Origin of the sequence: Kitasatospora sp. NPDC059722, assembly GCF_042733235.1 — a bacterium.
GTDB lineage: Bacteria > Actinomycetota > Actinomycetes > Streptomycetales > Streptomycetaceae > Kitasatospora.
This window is the reverse complement of the sequence record NZ_JBHWGD010000007.1, coordinates 50,377-68,388: the sequence shown is the minus strand read 5'-3', so window position 1 is coordinate 68,388 and position 18,012 is coordinate 50,377. Positions and strand designations below refer to the sequence as shown.

Genomic DNA, 18,012 nt, shown 5'->3' with positions numbered 1-18,012 from the left:
GCCCGCGCCCGGGGGCCCGGGCCCGGGTTGGGGCCCGGGTCCGGGGGCGCCCCCCCCCCGCCCCCGCCCCCCCGCGCGCCCCCCCGCGGCGAGCGGGGCGGTCAGGAGGAGACGGCCGCCTGCCAGTCGGCGAACGGGCTGTCCGCCTTGGCGTCGGTCTGGCGCCGCAGGTGGAGCCGGGCGTCGGTGCCGAGGGCGAGCACGACCACGCGGCCGGTGGCGTCGGTGGCCAGCGACGGCGCGCCGACGATCACCGAGCCGAGGTCCTGCCAGACCGTGGTGAAGGCGCCGTTGCCCTCGGTCTGGGTGGCCAGGCTGACGCCGCCGCCGCCGTTGCGCGTCGCGACGACGATGCGGCCGTTGGCGGTGACGGCGCTCGGGCCGTCCACGCCGACCGGGCCGCCGGTGGACGAGGAGACGGGGGTCCAGGTGGTGTCGGCCTGCACCCACTGGTTGACGGTCTTCCCGGTGTCGGGGTGCGAGAAGAGGATCTCCTTGCGGCCGCCGGCGGTCTGCGCGATGCCGATCGGCCCGGCCGGGGTGGGCCCGCTGAAGGCGGTGTCCGGGACGAAGGGGCCGTTCTTCGTGCTCTGTCGCCAGTGCAGGAGGTCGTGGCCGGACACGGTGGGGGCGAAGACGTCGATCAGGCCGTCGGTGCCCAGGCTCGCCGCGAGGCCGTCCTGGACCCACGCGCCGCCCAGGTCCGCCCAGGTGCCCGGCCAACTGCCGTCCTGCTGCTGGGTGACGGCGCTGACGCCGCCTCCGGCGTTGGGCACGAAGACGGTGAGCGCCCCGTTGGCGTTGGGCGTCACGACGGGCGAGCCGATCATCTCGCCGACGTCGTCGGAGTTGGGGTTGCCCAGCGAGGTCCAGGCGCCCCAGCCGCCGCCGACCGAGGTCTGCGCGAGCGTGACGATCTCGTCGTGGTTGTCGGTGCCCTTGTCGTCCGCCAGGCGGATGCCGAAGAGGTGGAGCAGGCCCTTGCCGTCCTTGACCACGGTCAGGTAGGGCGCGAACTGCCCGCCGCCGCCCAGGCCCGCCGGGCCGGTCCACGCCCCGCCGCTCGCGGTCTCCTTCCACTGCGAGGGCTGTCCGTTGACCACTGCGAAGGCGTTGAGCAGGCCGTTGCCGTCCTGGGCCGACCAGGTGGTGCCGTTGAACCAGCGCGGGTACGAGCGGAACTCGTACATCGCGTAGTGGTTCTGCCAGCTGGCCGCGCCGCTCTCGTGGAGCTCCGAGTCGTGCGGCAGGTAGTCGTCCTTGAAGACGCTCCACTTGGCCGAGGCCTGGCGCGGGTCCACGTTCGCCGGGCGCAGCCGGATGTTGTAGTCGCGGTAGTACCGCAGCAGGACGTTGCCCCGGGCGGGGTGGTAGCCGGCCGCCGCCTCGCCCGCGAAGCGCGCGGCGCCGCGGTGGTCGGAGTTGTCGCCGTAGTTGAGCGGGTCCGTGCGGTAGTCGTAGCCGGTTTCGTCGTGTCCCCTGCCCAGCGGGTAGACCTTCGGATCCTGCGCGAGCAGGATGCCCGGGTTGTACTGCCCCATCAGGTCGGTGAGGGCGGCGACCAGTTCTTCGTGGGTGTAGGTCTGGTTGTTGTAGGGGCGGTAGTCCGGCGTCGTGTCGGGGTGGGCCGGCGCGGTCCGGCACTCGTCGCCGTCCGTGCCCTGGCTGCCCACCGTCCGCTTGGGGTTCGGCGTGACGAGGTGCCCGTTTCCGTCGGGGACGGGGCCGATGTAGAGGTCGTCCAGCGAGGTCTCGCCGGCTGCGCCCGGGTCGCCGCTCTGGTAGAGCCGGAAGAAGACGAGGCGCACCGGGTTCGCGGTGCCGCGCAGGGTGTCGACCTCGACGGTCTTGCCGTTGCCGAGCGTGAGGGTGTCGAAGGCCCAGTCGTTCGCGACCCCGGCCAGTGTGGCGTGCGCGTCGCGCGCGCCCTCCTCGCGGTGCTGCGCGTAGAGGCACGCGCTCTCCGTGGTGGTGGCCTGCTCGCCCGACGTCAGGTAGACCGTCGTGGACGGAGCGTCGTACTGGCGGGCGAGGTCGGGGTTCATGAACAGGATGTCGTCGTCCTCGTGGGCGACGATCTGCAGGTAGCCGTTCGTGGGCGGTGCGGTGTCGGCCGAGGCCGAGCCGACGAGCGGTGTGATCGTCGCGGCGACCAGCGCCGTGGCGGCGCAGACGGCGGCCCGCCGGAATCCGGAACGCATTGGTGAAGTCCTCCCCGTCGGCGGACCTGGTGGTGTCGATGATCGTCCGCCGTCGGGGGAACTGTTCTGCAGGATACGAACGACTGTCAAATTCCCTGTGAGCTCCGAGTTTTGGTGAATTGAACCGAAATGGCAGGCTCTCGGCAGCCCGGCGAGGGCGACTTCAGAGCGCGAAGTCGAGCCGGACGAACGGGTCGTGGTGGATGTGGTCGAGTGGCACCCCGGTGCGGTACAGGGCCTCGGCCGCGCTCACGATCATCGGGCCGGGGCCGCTGACGTAGGCGTCGTGGTCCCGCCAGGGCCCGGCCGCCGCGAGGGCCGCGGGCAGGCGGAGGACGGCGCCGGGGGTGTCGTCGTCGTGGACGACGGGGTGCACCGTGAGCCAGGAGTACTGGTCGGCGAGCCGGCGGAGGGTGTCCAGGCCCAGCGGTCCGTCCGTGCCGCGCGTGCCCACGAAGACGTCGGTCCGCCGCCGGACCCCGTCCAGGACGGCCTGTTCGAGGAGGGCGAGGACCGGCGCGAGACCGGTGCCGCCCGCGACGCAGACGACGTCCCGGCGCGCGGCCGGGTCGAGGACCATGTCGCCGAGCGGCCGGCCGAGCCGGAGGACGTCGTCGACCCTCGCGCGCTGCACCAGGGCGGTGCTGACCGGGCCGCCCGTGACGGCACGGACGTGGAAGGTGACGGTCCCGTCCGGGCGCCGGGCGTTGGCGGGGGAGAAGTAGCGCCAGCTCTTCGGCCACCACGGCGTCGCCAGGCTCACGAACTGCCCGCCGGTGTACGGGTACGGCAGGTCGGTCCGCACGGTGATCTCCGCGAGGTCGCGGCCGTGCCGCCGGTGGTCCACGACGCGGGCGTCCCAAACGGCCGGACGCTCGGCGGCGTCGGCCGTGGCGGCCCCGTCCATGACTCCGGCGGCCGCGGTGTAGGCGCGGGTCCAGGCCGCCGCGACGGCCGGTGTCCAGGCGGAGCCGGCGAAGTGCTCCAGCGTGGCGAGCAGGCACTCGCCGACCGCCGCGTAGTGCGCGCTGAGGGCGCCGAACTTGCGGTGGTCGCGGCCCAGTTCGGAGCAGAACCGGACGAGGGTAGCGGGCTCGTCCACCAGGTCGACGACGAGCATGAGCGCGCGTACGAGCTTGTCGTGCTGGACCTCCATGTGCTCCGGGAACAGGTCACGGACCTGGGGGTAGCGCTGGAACAGGGTCGCGTAGAAGTGGCCCGGGAGGTCGGCGGCGTACGGCTCGACGGCGGCCCGGCTCGCCCGCAGCAAGGAGATCTCGTACGGGGAGACGATCGCTTCTGAGGCGCGGTCAGGGGAATTCATCGGCTCAGCGGGGTTTCTGATCGGGTATTGGGCGCGAAGCTTCACGCGTATCTCTCCGGTTGAATTCTTTGCGTTCTTCGCGGGGTGGGGCGGTCATTAAAAATCGGCCCATTCTGCCCACGGGCCCTATCGGATGTGCAAGCCGACGGGGTGAATCATTTGTGAAGCGCGATACTGGCTCGTAGTGACCGAGAGTGGTAAGGTCCGCCCGCGCGGGGCGCAAATGCGGAACCTGCCTGAACAATCCCGGCGGCCGGTTGCCGTACGGAGCGGTAGGTTCACCGGGGCGGCCGGAAATAACAATTCGCTCTCGGGGGCCGTCCGGGGCTGTCCGAAATTCCCCTTCGGGTCCTACGCTGCGGCGCGTGTCGATATTCCGAAGGCTCCGCGCTTCCGGTCCGCGGGTGCGGCCGGAACTCGATGACGTGCAACTCGGCCGCGTTCGGCGGCAAATGAATTCCGCCGGGCGGCTGGGGCCGGACGACATCCAGATCGACCAGGTCGACCGGCTGCTCCAGGAGTCCGCGCGGGACCCGGACCGCCGGGCGCACCGCTTCGCCGTGCTCGCCGAGACCGCCGCGCCCACGGCGTTCGCGCGGTCCTGGCGGCTGCGCCGGCGCGGCTCGGACCCGATGGTGTTCGAGGGCTGGGTCGAGCTGGTCCGCGGCCGGGCCGCCGGGCGGATGGACGACGCCAGGGCGGCCGCCGACCACTGCTACCGCGCCGCGGAGATCGCCCCGTCCGACCCCCTCCCCTGGGTGGTGCTGCTCGGGATCCTGCGCCTCATGCGGGCGGAGCCGCACCAGCTGTACGCCGTCTGGCAGGAGGTGACCGCGCGCGACCCCTGGAACCGCGAGGCCCACCTGCAGATGCTGCGCTACCTCTCGCCGGAGGAGTGCGGCTCACGCAGCGGCCAGCTCGACTTCGTGGAGACGCTCCGGGCCTCGGCGCCGCCGGTCTCGCCGTCCGTGGGCGTGGAGCTCGCGGCCCTCGTCGACGAGCACGACCGCACCGCCGCCAGGGGCGGCGTCGAGGCGCTGCTGGCCCGCCGCCTCTGGACGCACACCCGGGCCGCCGGCGCCCTGGACACGGCCCTGGCCACCTGGCCGCGCGAGGGCTACCTGCGGCACGCCGCGGCCCTGGCCGACCTGAACCTGCTGGCCTACGCGCTCGTGCAGGCCGGCCGCGTCCGCGAGGGCGGCGCCGTGTTCGGGGCGATCGGCGACACCGTCACCGCGTGGCCGTGGTCGCTCGACGGCGACCCGGTCGAGCGGTTCACCTACTGGCAGGCGAAGGCGCTCTGAGGCGCCGGGCTCAGGCCTGCCGGGCCAGGGCGTCGCAGACCCGGTCCAGGTAGGACTCGCTGTTCGCGGACATGGTCGTGCCGCCGGACATCGGGACCAGGGTCAGCGGGTCGTCGGTGCGCGGCGTGTCCAGGGTGAGGACGTCGCCGAAGCCCGGGGCCGCCTTGTCGCGGTCGGTCAGCGGCGGGAGGTTCCAGCGCTGCTCGATCGTCTTGAGCACCGAGGTGTGGTCCAGCGGGGTGTCGCCGGCGGGCCGGTAGACCGTTCCGGCGGCGATCAGCGGGGAGATCAGCACCGCGGGCACACGGACGCCGAAGCGGGTGAAGTCGAAGCCGAACTCGCCCTGGGCGCCGTCGGGCGGGACGGCGCCGGAGGGCGGGGGCACGTGGTCGTAGCAGCCGCCGTGCTCGTCGTAGGTGATGACGAGCAGGGTCCTGTTCCAGTCCGGGCCGGTGCGCAGCGCCGTGTAGACGTCGAGCATCAGCTGTTCGCCGTGCGAGACGTCGTGGACCGGGTGCTGGTCGTTGCCGGCCAGGCTCCAGTCGGGCTCCAGGAAGACGAAGCCCTTGGGGAGGGTGCCGGTCCTGGCGGCGTTGCGGAACTGGGTGAAGCCGCCGAAGTGGCTCGGGTCGGCCTGGGTCGTGTCCGGGAAGTCGAAGCGGGTCAGCTGCTTGCCGTCGCTGTAGATCGCCCAGTCCGTGCCGTTCTTGGCGAGCAGGCCGAAGATGCTCGGGAAGTCGAACGGGGGCGTGCCGGCCTGCTGGTGGTCGTCCATCCGGCCCTGGCTGGTGCCGGCGAGGGCGAACGCCCGGTTGGGCAGGGTCTCGGTGGGCGCGGAGCTGAACCAGTGGTCGCAGACCGCGTAGCCGCGCGCCAGGCCGGACAGGACGGGCAGGGCGTCCGGGGTGTAGCAGCCCATGATGTTCCCGGGCCCGGTGCCGGGGCGGACCGTCCGGCCGTGCAGCGGGTCGAACTGCAGGGCGTCGACGAAGCTCGTCACGAAGCCCGTCATGGTCGCGGCGGGGGCGGGTGTGCCGGGATCGGCCGTCCCGAACAGCTGCGTGTTGGTCGGCGCGTAGCCCTCGCGGGGGTCGGCGCCGGGCATGAAGTACGCGTCGGGGGCGGTGCGGAGGATCCTGAAGACGGTGTGCACGCCGTCGGGCCCGGCGTTGCTCTCGTCTCCCTTCAGGCCCTCGAACTGCGCCCCGGACGGGGTCTTCTGGTCGGGGTAGAGGAACCCCAGCATGTGGTCGAAGGAGCGGTTCTCCTGCATCAGGACCACGAGGTGGTCGATCTGGTCCAACCGGCCGTTGTTCGACATGGACGGTCTCCTGCCACGCGCGGGTGAAGCGGCGGACGGACTCACGTCGAGGCGCACGGCGGACGACTTGGGCCTCCCCGCTCGGAATGTCGTCCCGGTGGCCGGGTACGGGCGGCCACGTTCTCCACTATAGGCCGAGCGGGTGAAGGCCACGAGCCGTGCGCGGCCCCACCCGCGCGCGTCGGGCGGGTGGCGGACTCGATGGGGCATCAGGACCCGGACCGGCCCGCGATCGGGTCTGCGGCGCCCGTGATCGGCTCCGCGGCGCCCGTGATCAGGTCCGCAGCCTTCTCCGCCGCCATGATCGTGGGCGCGTCGGTGTTCCCGCGCGGCACCGCCGGGAACACGGACGCGTCGACGACCCGCAGGCCCGCCACGCCGTACACCCGCAGCTCCGGGTCGACGACGGCGCCGATCGCGCAGCTCGACGTCGGGTGGTACAGCGTCTGGCCGGCGCGCCGCGCCCACGCGAGGAGATCGGCGTCCGAGCCGGACGGGGACGGCGCGTCCCCGTACGTCCCGGTGGCGACATCGGTCACCGCCCGCTGCGCCGCGATCTCCAGGGCGATCCGCGTCCCGGCGACGATCGCCGCCCGGTCCTCCTCCGTCGTCAGGTAGTTGTGGACGATCCGCGGCGCGGCGTCCGGCCGCGCGGAGCGCAGGGTCACCGCGCCGCGGCTGGTCGGGGCGAGGACGCACGGGCCGAAGGCGAACCCGTGCTCGGTGACGGCGCCGAGCCCCTCCTGGTGGAACAGTCCCGGGGCGGCGTGGAACTGGATGTCCGGCGCGTCCAGGTCGTCGCGGCTGCGGAAGAAGCCGCCGGCCTCGCCGACGTTGGAGGTGAGCGGTCCGCGCCCCTGCGTCTCCAGCAGGGCGGTGTTCTCCGCGCTCGCCGCACTGGCCAGCGAGTCGGCGCCGGTGCGGAAGTTGAGCATCGCCATGTAGTGGTCCTGCAGCCCCCGGCCGACGGGCAGGTCGCGCACGACCTCGATCCCGAGGGCGGACAGGGCTTCGCCCGGCCCGATCCCCGACAGCATCAGCAGTTTCGGCGAGCCGTACGCCCCGGCCGACAGGACGACCTCCCGCTCGGCGCGCACGACCTCGACGACCCCGGCGCGCTCGACCGCCACGCCCACCGCCCGGCCGCCCTCGACCACCACGCGGTGCGCGCGGACGCCGGCGAGCACCGTGAGGTTCAGCCGCCCGAGGGCCGGGTGCAGGTAGGCGACGGCCGCGCTGCACCGCAGGCCGCCACGCTGCGTCACCTGGTAGCGCCCGACGCCGAACTGCGTCGCGCCGTTGAAGTCGTCGTTCGCCTTGTAGCCCGCCTGCCCGGCGGCCTGGACGAAGGCCGAGGCGAGCGGGTGTCCGGAGCGTCCGTCACTCACGGTCAGCGGTCCGCCGACGCCGTGGAACTCGTCCTCGCCGCGCTCGTTGTCCTCCGCGTGCCGGAAGTACGGCAGCACCTCGTCGTACGACCAGCCGGTGGCCCCGGCCGCCGCCCACCCGTCGTAGTCGGCGCGGGCGCCCCGGACGTAGATCATCGCGTTGAGCGAGCTGCAGCCGCCGAACGTCCGGCCCCGGGGCAGGTAGACCCGCCGCCCGCCGAGGCCCGGCTCCGGTTCGGAGTCGAAGTCCCAGTCGACGTCCGACTTGAACAACCGGGGGAACGCGACCGGCACGTGGATCTCCTGCGCGGTGTCCGGGCCGCCCGCCTCGACCACCGCCACCCGGACGTCCGGATCCTCCGACAGCCGCGCGGCCAGCACGCAGCCCGCGGAACCGGCGCCGACGATGACGTAGTCGTACGTGCTGCTGCTCATGCCAACCCCTTTGAGAGAAGGACGTGTTGGGTCCGGGGAGTGCGTGCCGGAACCGAGCCGGTCGGCCAGTATCCGCTCTCGCCGCGCCGCGTCATAGACGGTGAACCGGTCAACCACGGCCGGGGCGGCGTGTTCATGCCGCGAGGCTTCCGCGAACCGTCGGCCGCGTGTAACTTCTCCGCCACCCGGCTACCGACCGGTAGCCATCTGGCTGCCCGACAGTCTCCGCTGCCGGATCGTCCGCCGGAGTTGTCCATACTTCTCGGAGGCCTCACGTGTCCCCAGTCACCCGCCGCACCTTCCTCGGCTCGGCCGCCGCCCTCGGCGCGGCCATCGGCCTGGACGCCGCCCTGCCCGGCGCGGTACCGAGCGCCTCCGCCGCCCCGACCGGCACGATCCGCGACGTCAAGCACGTCGTGGTGCTCATGCAGGAGAACCGCAGCTTCGACCACTACTTCGGCGCGCTCAAGGGCGTGCGCGGCTTCGGCGACCGCACCGCGATCCAGATCGCGGGCGGCACCAGCGTCTTCAACCAGCCCAACGGCAGCGGCCGGCAGTACCCGTGGCAGCTCAGCAAGACCAGCACGTGGTGGTGGGGCGTCAGCGGCGAGCAGCTCGCGCAGTGCGACGGCTCGCTCGACCACTCCTGGTCCACCCAGCACCAGGCGTGGAACAACGGGAAGATGGACTCCTGGATCGCCGCCAAGGGCTCCGACAGAACCATGGGCTTCATGGCCCGCGAGGACATACCGTTCCACTACGCGCTCGCCGACACCTACACCGTGTGCGACGCGTACCACTGCTCGATCCTCTCGGCCACCGGCCCCAACCGCACCTACCTGTGGTCCGGCCAGATCGACCCGGCCGGCACCGCGGGCGGCCCCGCCTACGACGGCGGCGACGAGAAGGGCCTGCGCTGGCAGACCTACGCCGAGGCGCTGCAGAACGCGGGCGTCAGCTGGAAGGTCTACCAGAACGCGAGCGACAACTACGGCGACAACGCCCTGGCGTACTTCAACCAGTTCACCAGCGCCCCGAGTTCGAGCCCGCTCGCCCAGCGCGGCATGGCCTCCGTGCCCAGCACCAGCTCCACCCCGGACGACATCGCCGCCGCGATCCGGGCCGACTCGGTCGCCGGCACGCTGCCCCAGGTCTCCTGGGTGGTGCCCAACCAGCTGTTCTCCGAGCACCCGGACGGCCCGCCGGAGAACGGCGCGCACTTCGTCAACCTGGTGGTGCAGGCCCTCGCGGCGAACCCGGACGTGTTCAACTCGACCGTCCTGTTCCTCAACTACGACGAGAACGACGGCTTCTTCGACCACGTGCCCCCGCCCGTCGCCCCGGCCGGCACCGCCGGCGAGTTCTACAACGGCACCAACATCGGCCTCGGCTTCCGCGTCCCGATGATCGTGGTCTCGCCGTGGAGCCGCGGCGGCTTCGTCGACTCCCACGTCTACGACCACACGTCCGTGCTGCGCTTCCTGGAGACCTGGACCGCCGCCATCGGCACCCCCGCCGTCTGCCCGAACATCAGCACCTGGCGCCGCCAGGTCTGCGGCGACCTCACCGGCGCCTTCGACTTCACCAGTCCCCTCTACGGCGCGCCCGCGCTGCCCGACACCAGCGCCACCATCAGCCAGGCCACCGCCAACCTGCAGATCAACCCGGCCCCGGGCACCAACTCCATGCCCGTCCAGGAGCCCGGCACCAAGCCCGCCCGCGCGCTGCCCTACCAGCCGAACGCGTGGGTCGACCGGATCGAGTACGACGCGAACAACCAGATCCTGCTCTGGATCGACCTGGCCAACCAGGGCCCGCAGGCCACGGCCTGGGCGCACTACTCGATCCACGCCAACGCCTACCGCAGCGGCGGCCCGTGGCAGTACACCGTCGCCCCCTACGACGCCGCCTCCGGCACCGACGGGCGCGCGAGCGACTACTTCAACATCGGCGCCGACTACGGCAACGGCCAGTACGACCTCACCGTGCTCGGCCCCAACCGCTTCCTGCGCCGCTTCACCGGCAACGCCACCACCGCCGGCAAGACCGCGGAGGCCACCACCTCCTACGCGCCGGCGCCGGACACCGGCAAGCCGGCCGTGTGGTTCACGATGACCAACACCGGCACCGCCACCGTCACGTTCACCATCACCGCCACCAACTACCGCACCGGCACCTGGACCTACCAGGTCGCCCCGGGAGCCACCGTCAGCGACTACTTCAACGCGGTCACGATCGCCCAGGGCTGGTACGACTTCACCGTCACCGTGAACAGCGACCAGTCCTGGACCCGCCGCGCGACCGGCCACATCGAGACGGGCGCCGCCAGCGTCAGCGGCTGACCGGCCCGCACGGCCGACGGGGTCCGGGCCGCGGGCCCCGTCGGCCGACCCGGCGGGTGGTTCAGGGATGCGGAAGCGGGTCTGAGCCGCACATTCGGACCCAGTCGCGCCGAATGTCGAAGGAGTCGAGCGTCACCTGCTCGGTCGCCGGGACGCCGGCACGGACGACCTCTGCCTGAAGGATGCCGTGCGGAACCCAGGGCGTCACGTACGTGTAGACGGCCAGGTCCGTGGCCCGGGCCCGGAACCGGCCGACCCGCCGCAGCGCGGCGCGGGCACCGCCGCAGGTCAGGTCGCGCACGTCCTCGCCGCCGGCGAGGAAGACGGTGACGAAGCCGTCGCGCGTGGGCGTCGGGCCGTCCGCGATCTCCAGGTGTGGTGCCGGGGCGGCGGGAAACGGGTCGGTGAGGCAGAAGCGCAGGCGGCCCATCGCGTTGCGCTTCCCGACGCACAGGTACCCGTCGGTGGTGGGCCAGATGGCGTCGACGTCCTGTCCGCTCCGGTACGTGAGCACCGGCGGGCCGGCCGGGTCGTGTCCGTCGGCGATCACGTCCTGCACCAACTGGTGCTCCACGTCGCTCAGTTGTTGATCCGACAGGGCGGGCGGGGAGGTGCCGGCGCTCGGCACGGGACCAGGACCGCCGGTGCACGACGTCAGGCAGAGCAGCAGTGCCGCGGCCGTCAGGAGACGAGTGGTTCCCGGCATGGATACCCCCGATGGGCCCGTGCCGCCCCCGAGCCCCCCGCTCGGGGTCCGGTGACGCGGGACCCGTCCGAGGTATTCCCGGCCTCCCGCCCCGGCAATCCGGTCCGCCGGGCGGCTCGCTAGCAGCCGGTGAGCCTCCGGCCCGTGGCCAGGACGACGCTCGCGCAGGCGCCGCCCAGGAGGGCGCCGGCCACGACGTCGCCGGGGTAGTGGACGCCCGTGTGGACGCGGGAGTAGCCGACGGCGCAGGCCAGGAGGCCCAGGGGGGTGGCGGTGGCGGGAAGGACCGTGCCCACGGCCGTGGCCAGGGCGAAGGCCGAGGCGGTGTGTCCGGAGGGGAAGGACGCCGAGGCCGGCATCGGGACGTGGCGGCCGGCGATCACCCTGGCCGCGTCGCGGTCCGGTCGCGGGCGGCGCACCAGTTCCTTGCCGAGGAGGTTCGCGGTGAAGGAGGCCAGGCCGACGGCCGCCGCGCCCGCGAGTCCCGCGCGGCGGTACCGGCCGGGGGTGAGGAGCAGGGCCGCCGCGATCGACAGGTTGATCTTCGAGTGGTCGGCGGCGGCGGAGAGCCGGCGCAGGCCGGCGTCGAGCGCGGGCGTGTCGGTCGCGGCGACGGCGGCGTAGACGGCGCGGTCGACGGCCGCCAGGTCGTGCAGGACGGTGCCGGCCCGCCGCGCGGTCATGCGCGCGCCTCCGTCCGGGCGAACGCGAGGCGGGCGATGACGCGCCAGTCCAGGCGGGGGGCGTGCGGCTGCTGGGCCGGATCGGCGCCGGGGCGGTCGCGCGGGACGCGCACCCGCAGGGCGCCGCCGGCGAGCGAGCAGACGACCGGGGTCGGAAGGGTCAGCGCCTCGCCGTCGACGGCGACGGGGATCTCTGGCGCGTCCGCCCGCACGGTGACCCGCCGCGCCGACAGCACGGTCAGGCCGGTGGCCCGTTCGCCGCGCAAAGCGAGTTCGGCGGCCTGTGCGGCGCCGTCGACGCGGATGCCGAGGACGCCGAGGACGCCCCGGTCCAGGCGCGGGCGGCGGCCGAGGTTGACGGGGTCGGCGCCCGCGTAGGGGTTGTTGCTGACGAGCAGTGCCTGCGGCGCGTCGATCCGCCGTCCGCCCGCGTCGGCGGTCAGGTGCGGGCCGTCGGCGCCCATCAGGAGGTCCGGCAGGGCGTCCAGGGCGGTGGCGGTCTTGGCGTCGCGGTACTCCGGGCTCTGGACGATGGCCGCGTAGGCGCCGAAGGAGACGGTGTTGACGAAGGGCCGGTCGCCGACCCGGCCCAGGTCCACGGTGAGCTCGACGCCGTCGCGCAGCGCGTCCAGGCAGGTGGCGGGGTCGTCGCGGTCGAGGCCGAGGTCCATCGCGAAGTGGTTGCGGGTGCCGGCGGAGACGACGAGGAACGGCAGTCCGTGCTCGACGGCGACCGCCGCGACCAGGGCCTGGGTGCCGTCGCCGCCCGCGACGCCGAGCAGGTCGGCGCCGTCGGCGACGGCACCGCGGGCGAGGCCGGCCACGTCCTGCTCCGCGGAGGTGTCGAGCAGGATCACCTCGGCGCCCAGTTCCTCGGCCCGCTCCGCGAGCCGGAAGCGCCCGACCTTGCCGCCGCCGGACTTCGGATTCATGATCAGCACCGGCCGCCGCGGCGGCGGGGTCTCCCGGGCGGGCATCGGCTTCGGCGGCCGGGCCGCCCGCAGCGCGGCGCGGGCGCAGACGAACGCGGCGAGCCACAGCACCAGGACGATCACCGACAGCAGCAGCGCGTGTGCGTGGTACGCCAGCACGACGACGGCGACCGGCGCCCCGACGGCCAGGACGGCGCCGGCGGCGCGCAGGACGCCGCGCCGGGCGATCGCCCACCACACGCCGATCGCCGTCACCGCCAGCCCGGCGAGCTCGGCGACCACCGCGAGCAGCCCGTGCAGGCCGGTGAACGCGATCGCGACGACGGCCGCCACCGCGCACAGCACCGCGGCCCGCGCGAGCAGCCGCGCCCTGGGGTCCGGCCCGTCCGCTCCGTCCGCACGCTCCGCGCGATCGACGACGTCCGTCATCGGCACCCCTCCGTCGGCCCTGTGCTCCTCGGCTCCGGACACGGTAACCGGCACCGCCGCCGACGGCACGCCGAGCGGGCCCCGGCGGCCGTGGCCGGGGCGGCTCGACGACCCGAGCCGTCCGGACGCGGCCCGCCTTCGTCGCCCGGCGGAGCACCGCTGCGCGGAGTCGTCCACGGTGTCGATGTGTCCGCGTCGTCCGCGTTGTCCACGTCGTCGACGTTGTCCACAGGTGCGGAAATTGATTTGCCGTCACATGGTGATTCGACAAGGCTGCGGGGCAGTTGACCTGCCGAGTCCGTGGAGTGTGCCGGTGCTGACCGAAGCCGAGATCGAGTCCTTCGTCGCGGACGGCTTCGTCCGCGTCCCGGGCGCCGTGCCCCGGGCCACGGTGGACGAGTGCCGCGCTCAGCTGTGGGCGGCGAGCGGCTGTTCGCCCGACGATCCGGGGACGTGGACGGAGCCGGTCGTGCGGATCGGCGGCATGGCCACGCCGCCGTTCCGCGAGGCGGCCAACACCCCCGCCCTGCACGAGGCGTACGACCGACTGGTGGGCGCGGGGCGCTGGACGGCGCCGCTCGGGCTGGGCACCTTCCCGATCCGCTTCCCGAGCGAGAAGGACCCGGGCGACGACGGCTGGCACCTCGACGCCGGCTGGACCGGGGACTCGGGCGAGTACCGGGTGGGCCTGCGCTCGCGCGGGCGCGCGCTGCTGATGCTCTTCCTCTTCTCCGACGTCGGCCCGGACGACGCCCCGACCCGCATCCGGATCGGCTCGCACCTCGACGTGCCGCCGCTGCTCACCGCCGCGGGGGAGGAGGGCCGGGAGTGGTTCTCGCTGTGCGGGGAGGCCGTCCCGGCGTCGGCGGGCCGTCAGGAGGTCGAGGCGACCGGCGCGGCCGGGGACGTCTACCTGTGCCACCCGTTCCTGATACACGCCGCCCAGCGGCACGGCGGGACGGTGCCGCGGTTCATCGCCCAGCCCCCGCTGGAGCCGACCGGGCTGCTCGACCTGGACGGCTCCGCTCCGTCCCCGGTCGAGCGGGCCGTGCTGGCGGGCCTGCGCCGCTCCTGAAGGGCCGACCGGTGCGGGGGCCGCTCGCCCGACCGCCTACCATCGGCGGGTTGCCGATGTGAGGACGGGGATCTGATGGGTGGTCTGGGGCGGCTGATAGGCGTGGCGGCCGAGCGGGGCGAGGCCGGGTTGCAGGCCGGCTGGCAGGCCGCGCTGCGCGGCGGCCGGTCGGTGGCGGGCGGACGGTGGGCGCTCACGGCGCTCACGTCTGTCGCGCCGCCGCCCGTGCCCGCCACCGAGCCGTGGAAGCTGTCGGTCGGCACGCTGCTCGGCCGGCACCCCCGCACCCCCGCCGCGGTGCACAAGCTGCTCGGACTCCTCGACGGCGTCGGCGCCGTGCACCTGGGGCCGGTGAAGACCGGGTTCGACGGCGAGGAGATCGAGTGGGACAAGGTCGTGGAGGTGCAGACCCGCAACGCCTTCGAGGTGCTGACCACCACCGCCCTGGAGCAGGAGGTCGACAAGGTCCGGGAGTTCCTGCCGCCGGTGCCGGGCCGCAAGTGGGCCGTCACCAAGATCGGCGAGGCGCTGGCCACGGTCGTCCTCGCGGCGCTGGAGCGCGGGTCGGTCGAGCAGCGCCTGGACGAACTGGCCGTGCCCGCGCGGATCGTGTACCGCGGCCTGCTCGGCCGGCAGCGCACCCTGGACGCGGGCTGCTTCGCCGTGGCCACACTCGTCGTGTCCGGCCAGGTCGGCGAGAGCCTGATCGCGACCGCCCGCCGCCGCGGCATCCCGGTGCGGCCCGCCGAGGAGCCCGTCAAGCCGGCCAGGGCGGCTCACGTCGCGACCCTGCGGGAGCGCACGGACGCCGTCGCGCGGCTGCTGAACCGGATCGAGCAGCCGGGCGGCGGGGCGGAACCGGACTCGATCGAGGCTCCGGAGCCCGCGAACGCGCTGGAGGCTTCGAAGGTGTCGCTCGTCAAGGCCCCGGACACCCCGGACACCCCGGACACCCCGGCCGGCGGGCCGGCTCCTGCCCCCGAGCGGTGAAGCGGTGGCGGCCGACCACGACCGTGACGGTCAGCGGGACGGTCGCGGCGGCCGCCACCCCGAAGAGCGGCCCGAACCGCGCGTGGTCGGCCGCGCCCGGCCGAGGGTCGCGCCGAGCGCGCTGCCGATGAACAGCGCGGCGACGGAGCACGAGACCGCCGTTCCGCGCGCCTCGGGCACCACCGACGTCGCCCACGCCCGGAGCGTCGAGTGCAGGAACGCCCAGCCCGCGCCCAGCATCGTCGCCACGAGTGCATAGGCCCACGCACCGGGGGCCGGGCCTGCACCTCGTCGCCGGTCATCCGGCGGACCCCTCGGCCCGGCGGGCCATTGCGGTGGCCGCGCAGGCCGCACGGGCTGCGCGGGGGCGGGCCTGAGGGATACCGCTAAGCTCTGGGCGGCAAATTCGGGGTGCCGCGGCCGGACAGCGGCGGAGCGGCGAACGGGGATTGGTGTGACGATGCAGCCGTTGGTGGCCGGGGATCCTTCCGTCGTCGGGTCGTACCGGCTGCTCGGGCGGCTGGGCGCGGGCGGCATGGGCTGCGTCTACCTGGGGCGGACGGCCGGCGGGCGGACCGTCGCGGTCAAGGTCGTGCGGCCGGAGCTGGCGGCGGACGCCGAGTTCCGGGCCCGATTCCGGCGTGAGGTGGCCGCGGCGCGCCGGGTCGGCGGGGCGTGGACGGCGCCGGTGCTCGACTCGGACACGGAGTCGCCGGAGCCGTGGGTCGCCACCGGGTACGTCGCCGGGCCCTCGCTGGCCGAGGCCGTGGCGCAGTTCGGGCCGCTGTCCGAGGACGGCGTGCGGACGCTGGCCGCCGGGCTCGCCGAGGCGCTGACGGCGGTCCACGGGCTGGGGCTGATCCACCGCGACCTCAAGCCGTCGAACGTGATGCTGTCGCCGGACGGCCCGGTGCTGATCGACTTCGGGATCGCGCGGGCGATGGACAGCCTCGCCACGTCCGCGCTCACCAGCACCGGGGTCGTGGTGGGTTCGCCCGGCTACATGTCGCCGGAACAGGTGCAGGACCAGCCGCTGGGCCCGGCCTCGGACGTGTTCCAGCTCGGTGCGGTGCTGGCGTTCGCGGCCACCGGAGCGTCGCCGTTCGGCGCGGACAGCGCGGCCGCCCTGCTGTACAAGGTGGCGCACGGTGATCCCGAACTTGGCGGCCTGCAGGGCGAGTTGCGAGAGGTGGCGGAGGCCTGCCTGGCCAAGGACCCGGCCGCGCGGCCGACCCCGCGGCAGGTCGCGGCCCGGCTCGCCCCGGGCGGCGCCGCCGACCTGGTCGCCGCCGGCTGGCTCGCGGCCCCGCTGATGGCCCAGATCGGCCGTCGGACGGTGGAGTTGCTCAACCTCGACGCTGCGCCGGATCGGACGGAGGACGCACCGCAGCCCGTCCCGACCCCGACGGAGGTCTCGCAGCCTCCGACGCCGGACCCCGTGCCGGACCCGACGATGGCCCTTCGGCCACCGGCACCGGCGGACACCAGGCGGCGCACGCCGCTGCTCGCCGGGATCGCGGTCGCCGTGGCGGCCGTGGCGGCGATCACGGCGGCCGTGGTGCTCAACCCGGGCTCCGGGACGTCCGATTCGGAGCGTACGATCACCCTGCCCGGCCCGCCGACGGCCACCTCGGGGATCACCCCGGTGGTCGCCCCGAGCCCCACCGGGACCCCGCTCGGGCCGCTGCCCGCCGAGTGCCTGAACACCGACACCGGTGGGCTGGAGCGGCTCTTCGGCAAGCAGGAGCGGACTCCCCAGGGGAAGACCGACTCGTACCACCCGGGGACCGCGGACGCGTTCACCGACCAGACGTGCACCCTGCGGCTCGGGCCCGGGGCCGGCACCTACGTCATCGTGGACACCCTGACCTTCCGCACACCCGAACAGGCCCAGCAGTTCTACGCGGACTGGGCCAAGGGCGACACCGGGACGCGGTCCGTGCCGCCGGTCGCGCTCGGCGACCGCGCCTACCAGTCGACGAAGGACGACGCCGCGGCCCACGAGCGGGACTACCGCCTGGCCACCGTGGCCGGCAGCAGGGTCGTCCGGGCGTACGTCCCGCACGGGCAGGGTTACCAGGACGACGCGGTGTCTGTCACGACCAGCGACGTGGTCAAAGGCATCCTCGCGGCCGTGAAGTAGCGCTCGCCGCAGGTCAGTCCGCCAGCAGGTACGCCACCACGCTGGTCACGCCCGAGACGGCCGTCAGGGCGAGCAGCACCACCACGACCCACCCGGCGAGGCGCTCGGGGACGGCCTTGCGCCAGCGGGCCGCGTGGCGGGGCGCGATGATCCGGACGGCGTGGCCGATGCCGAGGCTGCCGCCGATGACGGTCAACAGGCCGAAGCAGGTGCCGAGGACGCGGACGCCGGTGTAGGCCACGCCCACACGGTGGGTGGTGTCCTCGGAGGGGACGTACTGGACGGGGACGCGGGCGTGGGCCGGCAGGGAGCCGTCGTAGGACGTCGGAACGGCGGCGGCGCCCGAGTCGGGGGTGAAGGTGCCGAAGCAGGTGGTGTGGGCCTGTTTGCCGCTGCCCTCGGTGATGCAGCCCGAGACGGCCAGCAGGCCGGGCTCCCCGGCGAGCCGCAGCGGGTACCCGATGCTGAGCACGCACACGGTGGCCATCGCCGCGCCGGCCAGCATCATGACGAGCCCCGCCAGCGCGACGAGCGGGGCGACGGCCCATCGTCCCGCCCGGGTCCTGGGATCCTTCGGCTGCACCGTTCTCCCGTTCTCCACCCGAATCGATGTCGGAACCCGCCATGATGGCGGACGGGGGGGGGGGGGGGGGGGCGCGCCCCCCCCCCCCGCGGGGGGGGGGGGGGGGGCCGGGGGGGGGGGGGCGGGGGGGGGGGGGGGCGCCCCCGCTCATCGCTC

General features: G+C 74.1%; 14 protein-coding genes. 6 read left to right on the top strand and 8 right to left on the bottom strand.

The window, feature by feature from the left end:
• Positions 1 to 101: 101 nt before the first annotated feature.
• A complete protein-coding gene (locus ACFV4F_RS06325; protein WP_380500630.1) occupies positions 102 to 2,201 on the bottom strand; it encodes a hypothetical protein in 2,100 nt (699 codons plus the stop codon).
• A gap of 163 nt (positions 2,202 to 2,364) precedes the next feature.
• Positions 2,365 to 3,525: a globin domain-containing protein gene (locus ACFV4F_RS06320; protein ID WP_380500629.1), complete on the bottom strand. Its 1,161-nt coding sequence runs from the start codon at positions 3,523 to 3,525 to the stop codon at positions 2,365 to 2,367.
• A gap of 452 nt (positions 3,526 to 3,977) precedes the next feature.
• Between ACFV4F_RS06320 and ACFV4F_RS06315 the strand changes: the two genes are divergently transcribed.
• Positions 3,978 to 4,829, top strand: coding sequence for a hypothetical protein (locus tag ACFV4F_RS06315; protein ID WP_380436938.1), 852 nt, complete (start codon positions 3,978 to 3,980; stop codon positions 4,827 to 4,829).
• A 10-nt stretch (positions 4,830 to 4,839) separates the two neighbouring features.
• Here the strand turns inward: ACFV4F_RS06315 and ACFV4F_RS06310 are convergent, their stop codons facing one another.
• Positions 4,840 to 6,150, bottom strand: a complete 1,311-nt coding sequence (locus tag ACFV4F_RS06310) for an alkaline phosphatase family protein (RefSeq protein ID WP_380500628.1) — start codon at positions 6,148 to 6,150, stop codon at positions 4,840 to 4,842.
• 209 nt (positions 6,151 to 6,359) lie between these two features.
• Positions 6,360 to 7,973, bottom strand: a complete 1,614-nt coding sequence (locus ACFV4F_RS06305) for a GMC family oxidoreductase (RefSeq protein ID WP_380500627.1) — start codon at positions 7,971 to 7,973, stop codon at positions 6,360 to 6,362.
• A gap of 275 nt (positions 7,974 to 8,248) precedes the next feature.
• On the opposite strand from ACFV4F_RS06305, the gene ACFV4F_RS06300 reads away from it, so the two are divergent.
• Entirely contained in the window at positions 8,249 to 10,315 is a 2,067-nt protein-coding gene (locus ACFV4F_RS06300) for a phosphocholine-specific phospholipase C (protein ID WP_380500626.1), read from the top strand.
• Positions 10,316 to 10,376: 61 nt separating this feature from the next.
• Here the strand turns inward: ACFV4F_RS06300 and ACFV4F_RS06295 are convergent, their stop codons facing one another.
• The 3 genes from ACFV4F_RS06295 to ACFV4F_RS06285 form a co-directional block, all read right to left on the bottom strand.
• A complete protein-coding gene (locus ACFV4F_RS06295; RefSeq protein WP_380500625.1) occupies positions 10,377 to 11,021 on the bottom strand; it encodes a hypothetical protein in 645 nt (214 codons plus the stop codon).
• 119 nt (positions 11,022 to 11,140) lie between these two features.
• A complete protein-coding gene (locus ACFV4F_RS06290) occupies positions 11,141 to 11,704 on the bottom strand; it encodes a phosphatase PAP2 family protein (RefSeq protein ID WP_380500624.1) in 564 nt (187 codons plus the stop codon).
• Positions 11,701 to 13,065, bottom strand: coding sequence for a diacylglycerol/lipid kinase family protein (locus tag ACFV4F_RS06285; protein ID WP_380500623.1), 1,365 nt, complete (start codon positions 13,063 to 13,065; stop codon positions 11,701 to 11,703). Before ACFV4F_RS06285 ends, ACFV4F_RS06290 begins: the two co-directional genes overlap by 4 nt.
• A 313-nt stretch (positions 13,066 to 13,378) precedes the next feature.
• Here ACFV4F_RS06285 and ACFV4F_RS06280 point away from each other — a divergent pair, with 313 nt between their 5' ends.
• The 4 genes from ACFV4F_RS06280 (at position 13,379) to ACFV4F_RS06265 (ending at position 17,273) form a co-directional block, all read left to right on the top strand.
• On the top strand, positions 13,379 to 14,140 hold the full coding sequence (locus ACFV4F_RS06280; protein ID WP_380444854.1) for a phytanoyl-CoA dioxygenase family protein: 762 nt from the start codon (positions 13,379 to 13,381) through the stop codon (positions 14,138 to 14,140).
• Between the two features lie 75 nt (positions 14,141 to 14,215).
• Positions 14,216 to 15,130: a hypothetical protein gene (locus ACFV4F_RS06275; RefSeq protein WP_380500622.1), complete on the top strand. Its 915-nt coding sequence runs from the start codon at positions 14,216 to 14,218 to the stop codon at positions 15,128 to 15,130.
• Positions 15,131 to 15,134: 4 nt separating this feature from the next.
• Entirely contained in the window at positions 15,135 to 15,389 is a 255-nt protein-coding gene (locus ACFV4F_RS06270; RefSeq protein ID WP_380500621.1) for a hypothetical protein, read from the top strand.
• Between the two features lie 201 nt (positions 15,390 to 15,590).
• On the top strand, positions 15,591 to 17,273 hold the full coding sequence (locus tag ACFV4F_RS06265; RefSeq protein ID WP_380500700.1) for a serine/threonine-protein kinase: 1,683 nt from the start codon (positions 15,591 to 15,593) through the stop codon (positions 17,271 to 17,273).
• 13 nt (positions 17,274 to 17,286) lie between these two features.
• Here the strand turns inward: ACFV4F_RS06265 and ACFV4F_RS06260 are convergent, their stop codons facing one another.
• On the bottom strand, positions 17,287 to 17,856 hold the full coding sequence (locus ACFV4F_RS06260; protein ID WP_380500620.1) for a hypothetical protein: 570 nt from the start codon (positions 17,854 to 17,856) through the stop codon (positions 17,287 to 17,289).
• Between the last annotated feature and the right edge of the window lie 156 nt (positions 17,857 to 18,012).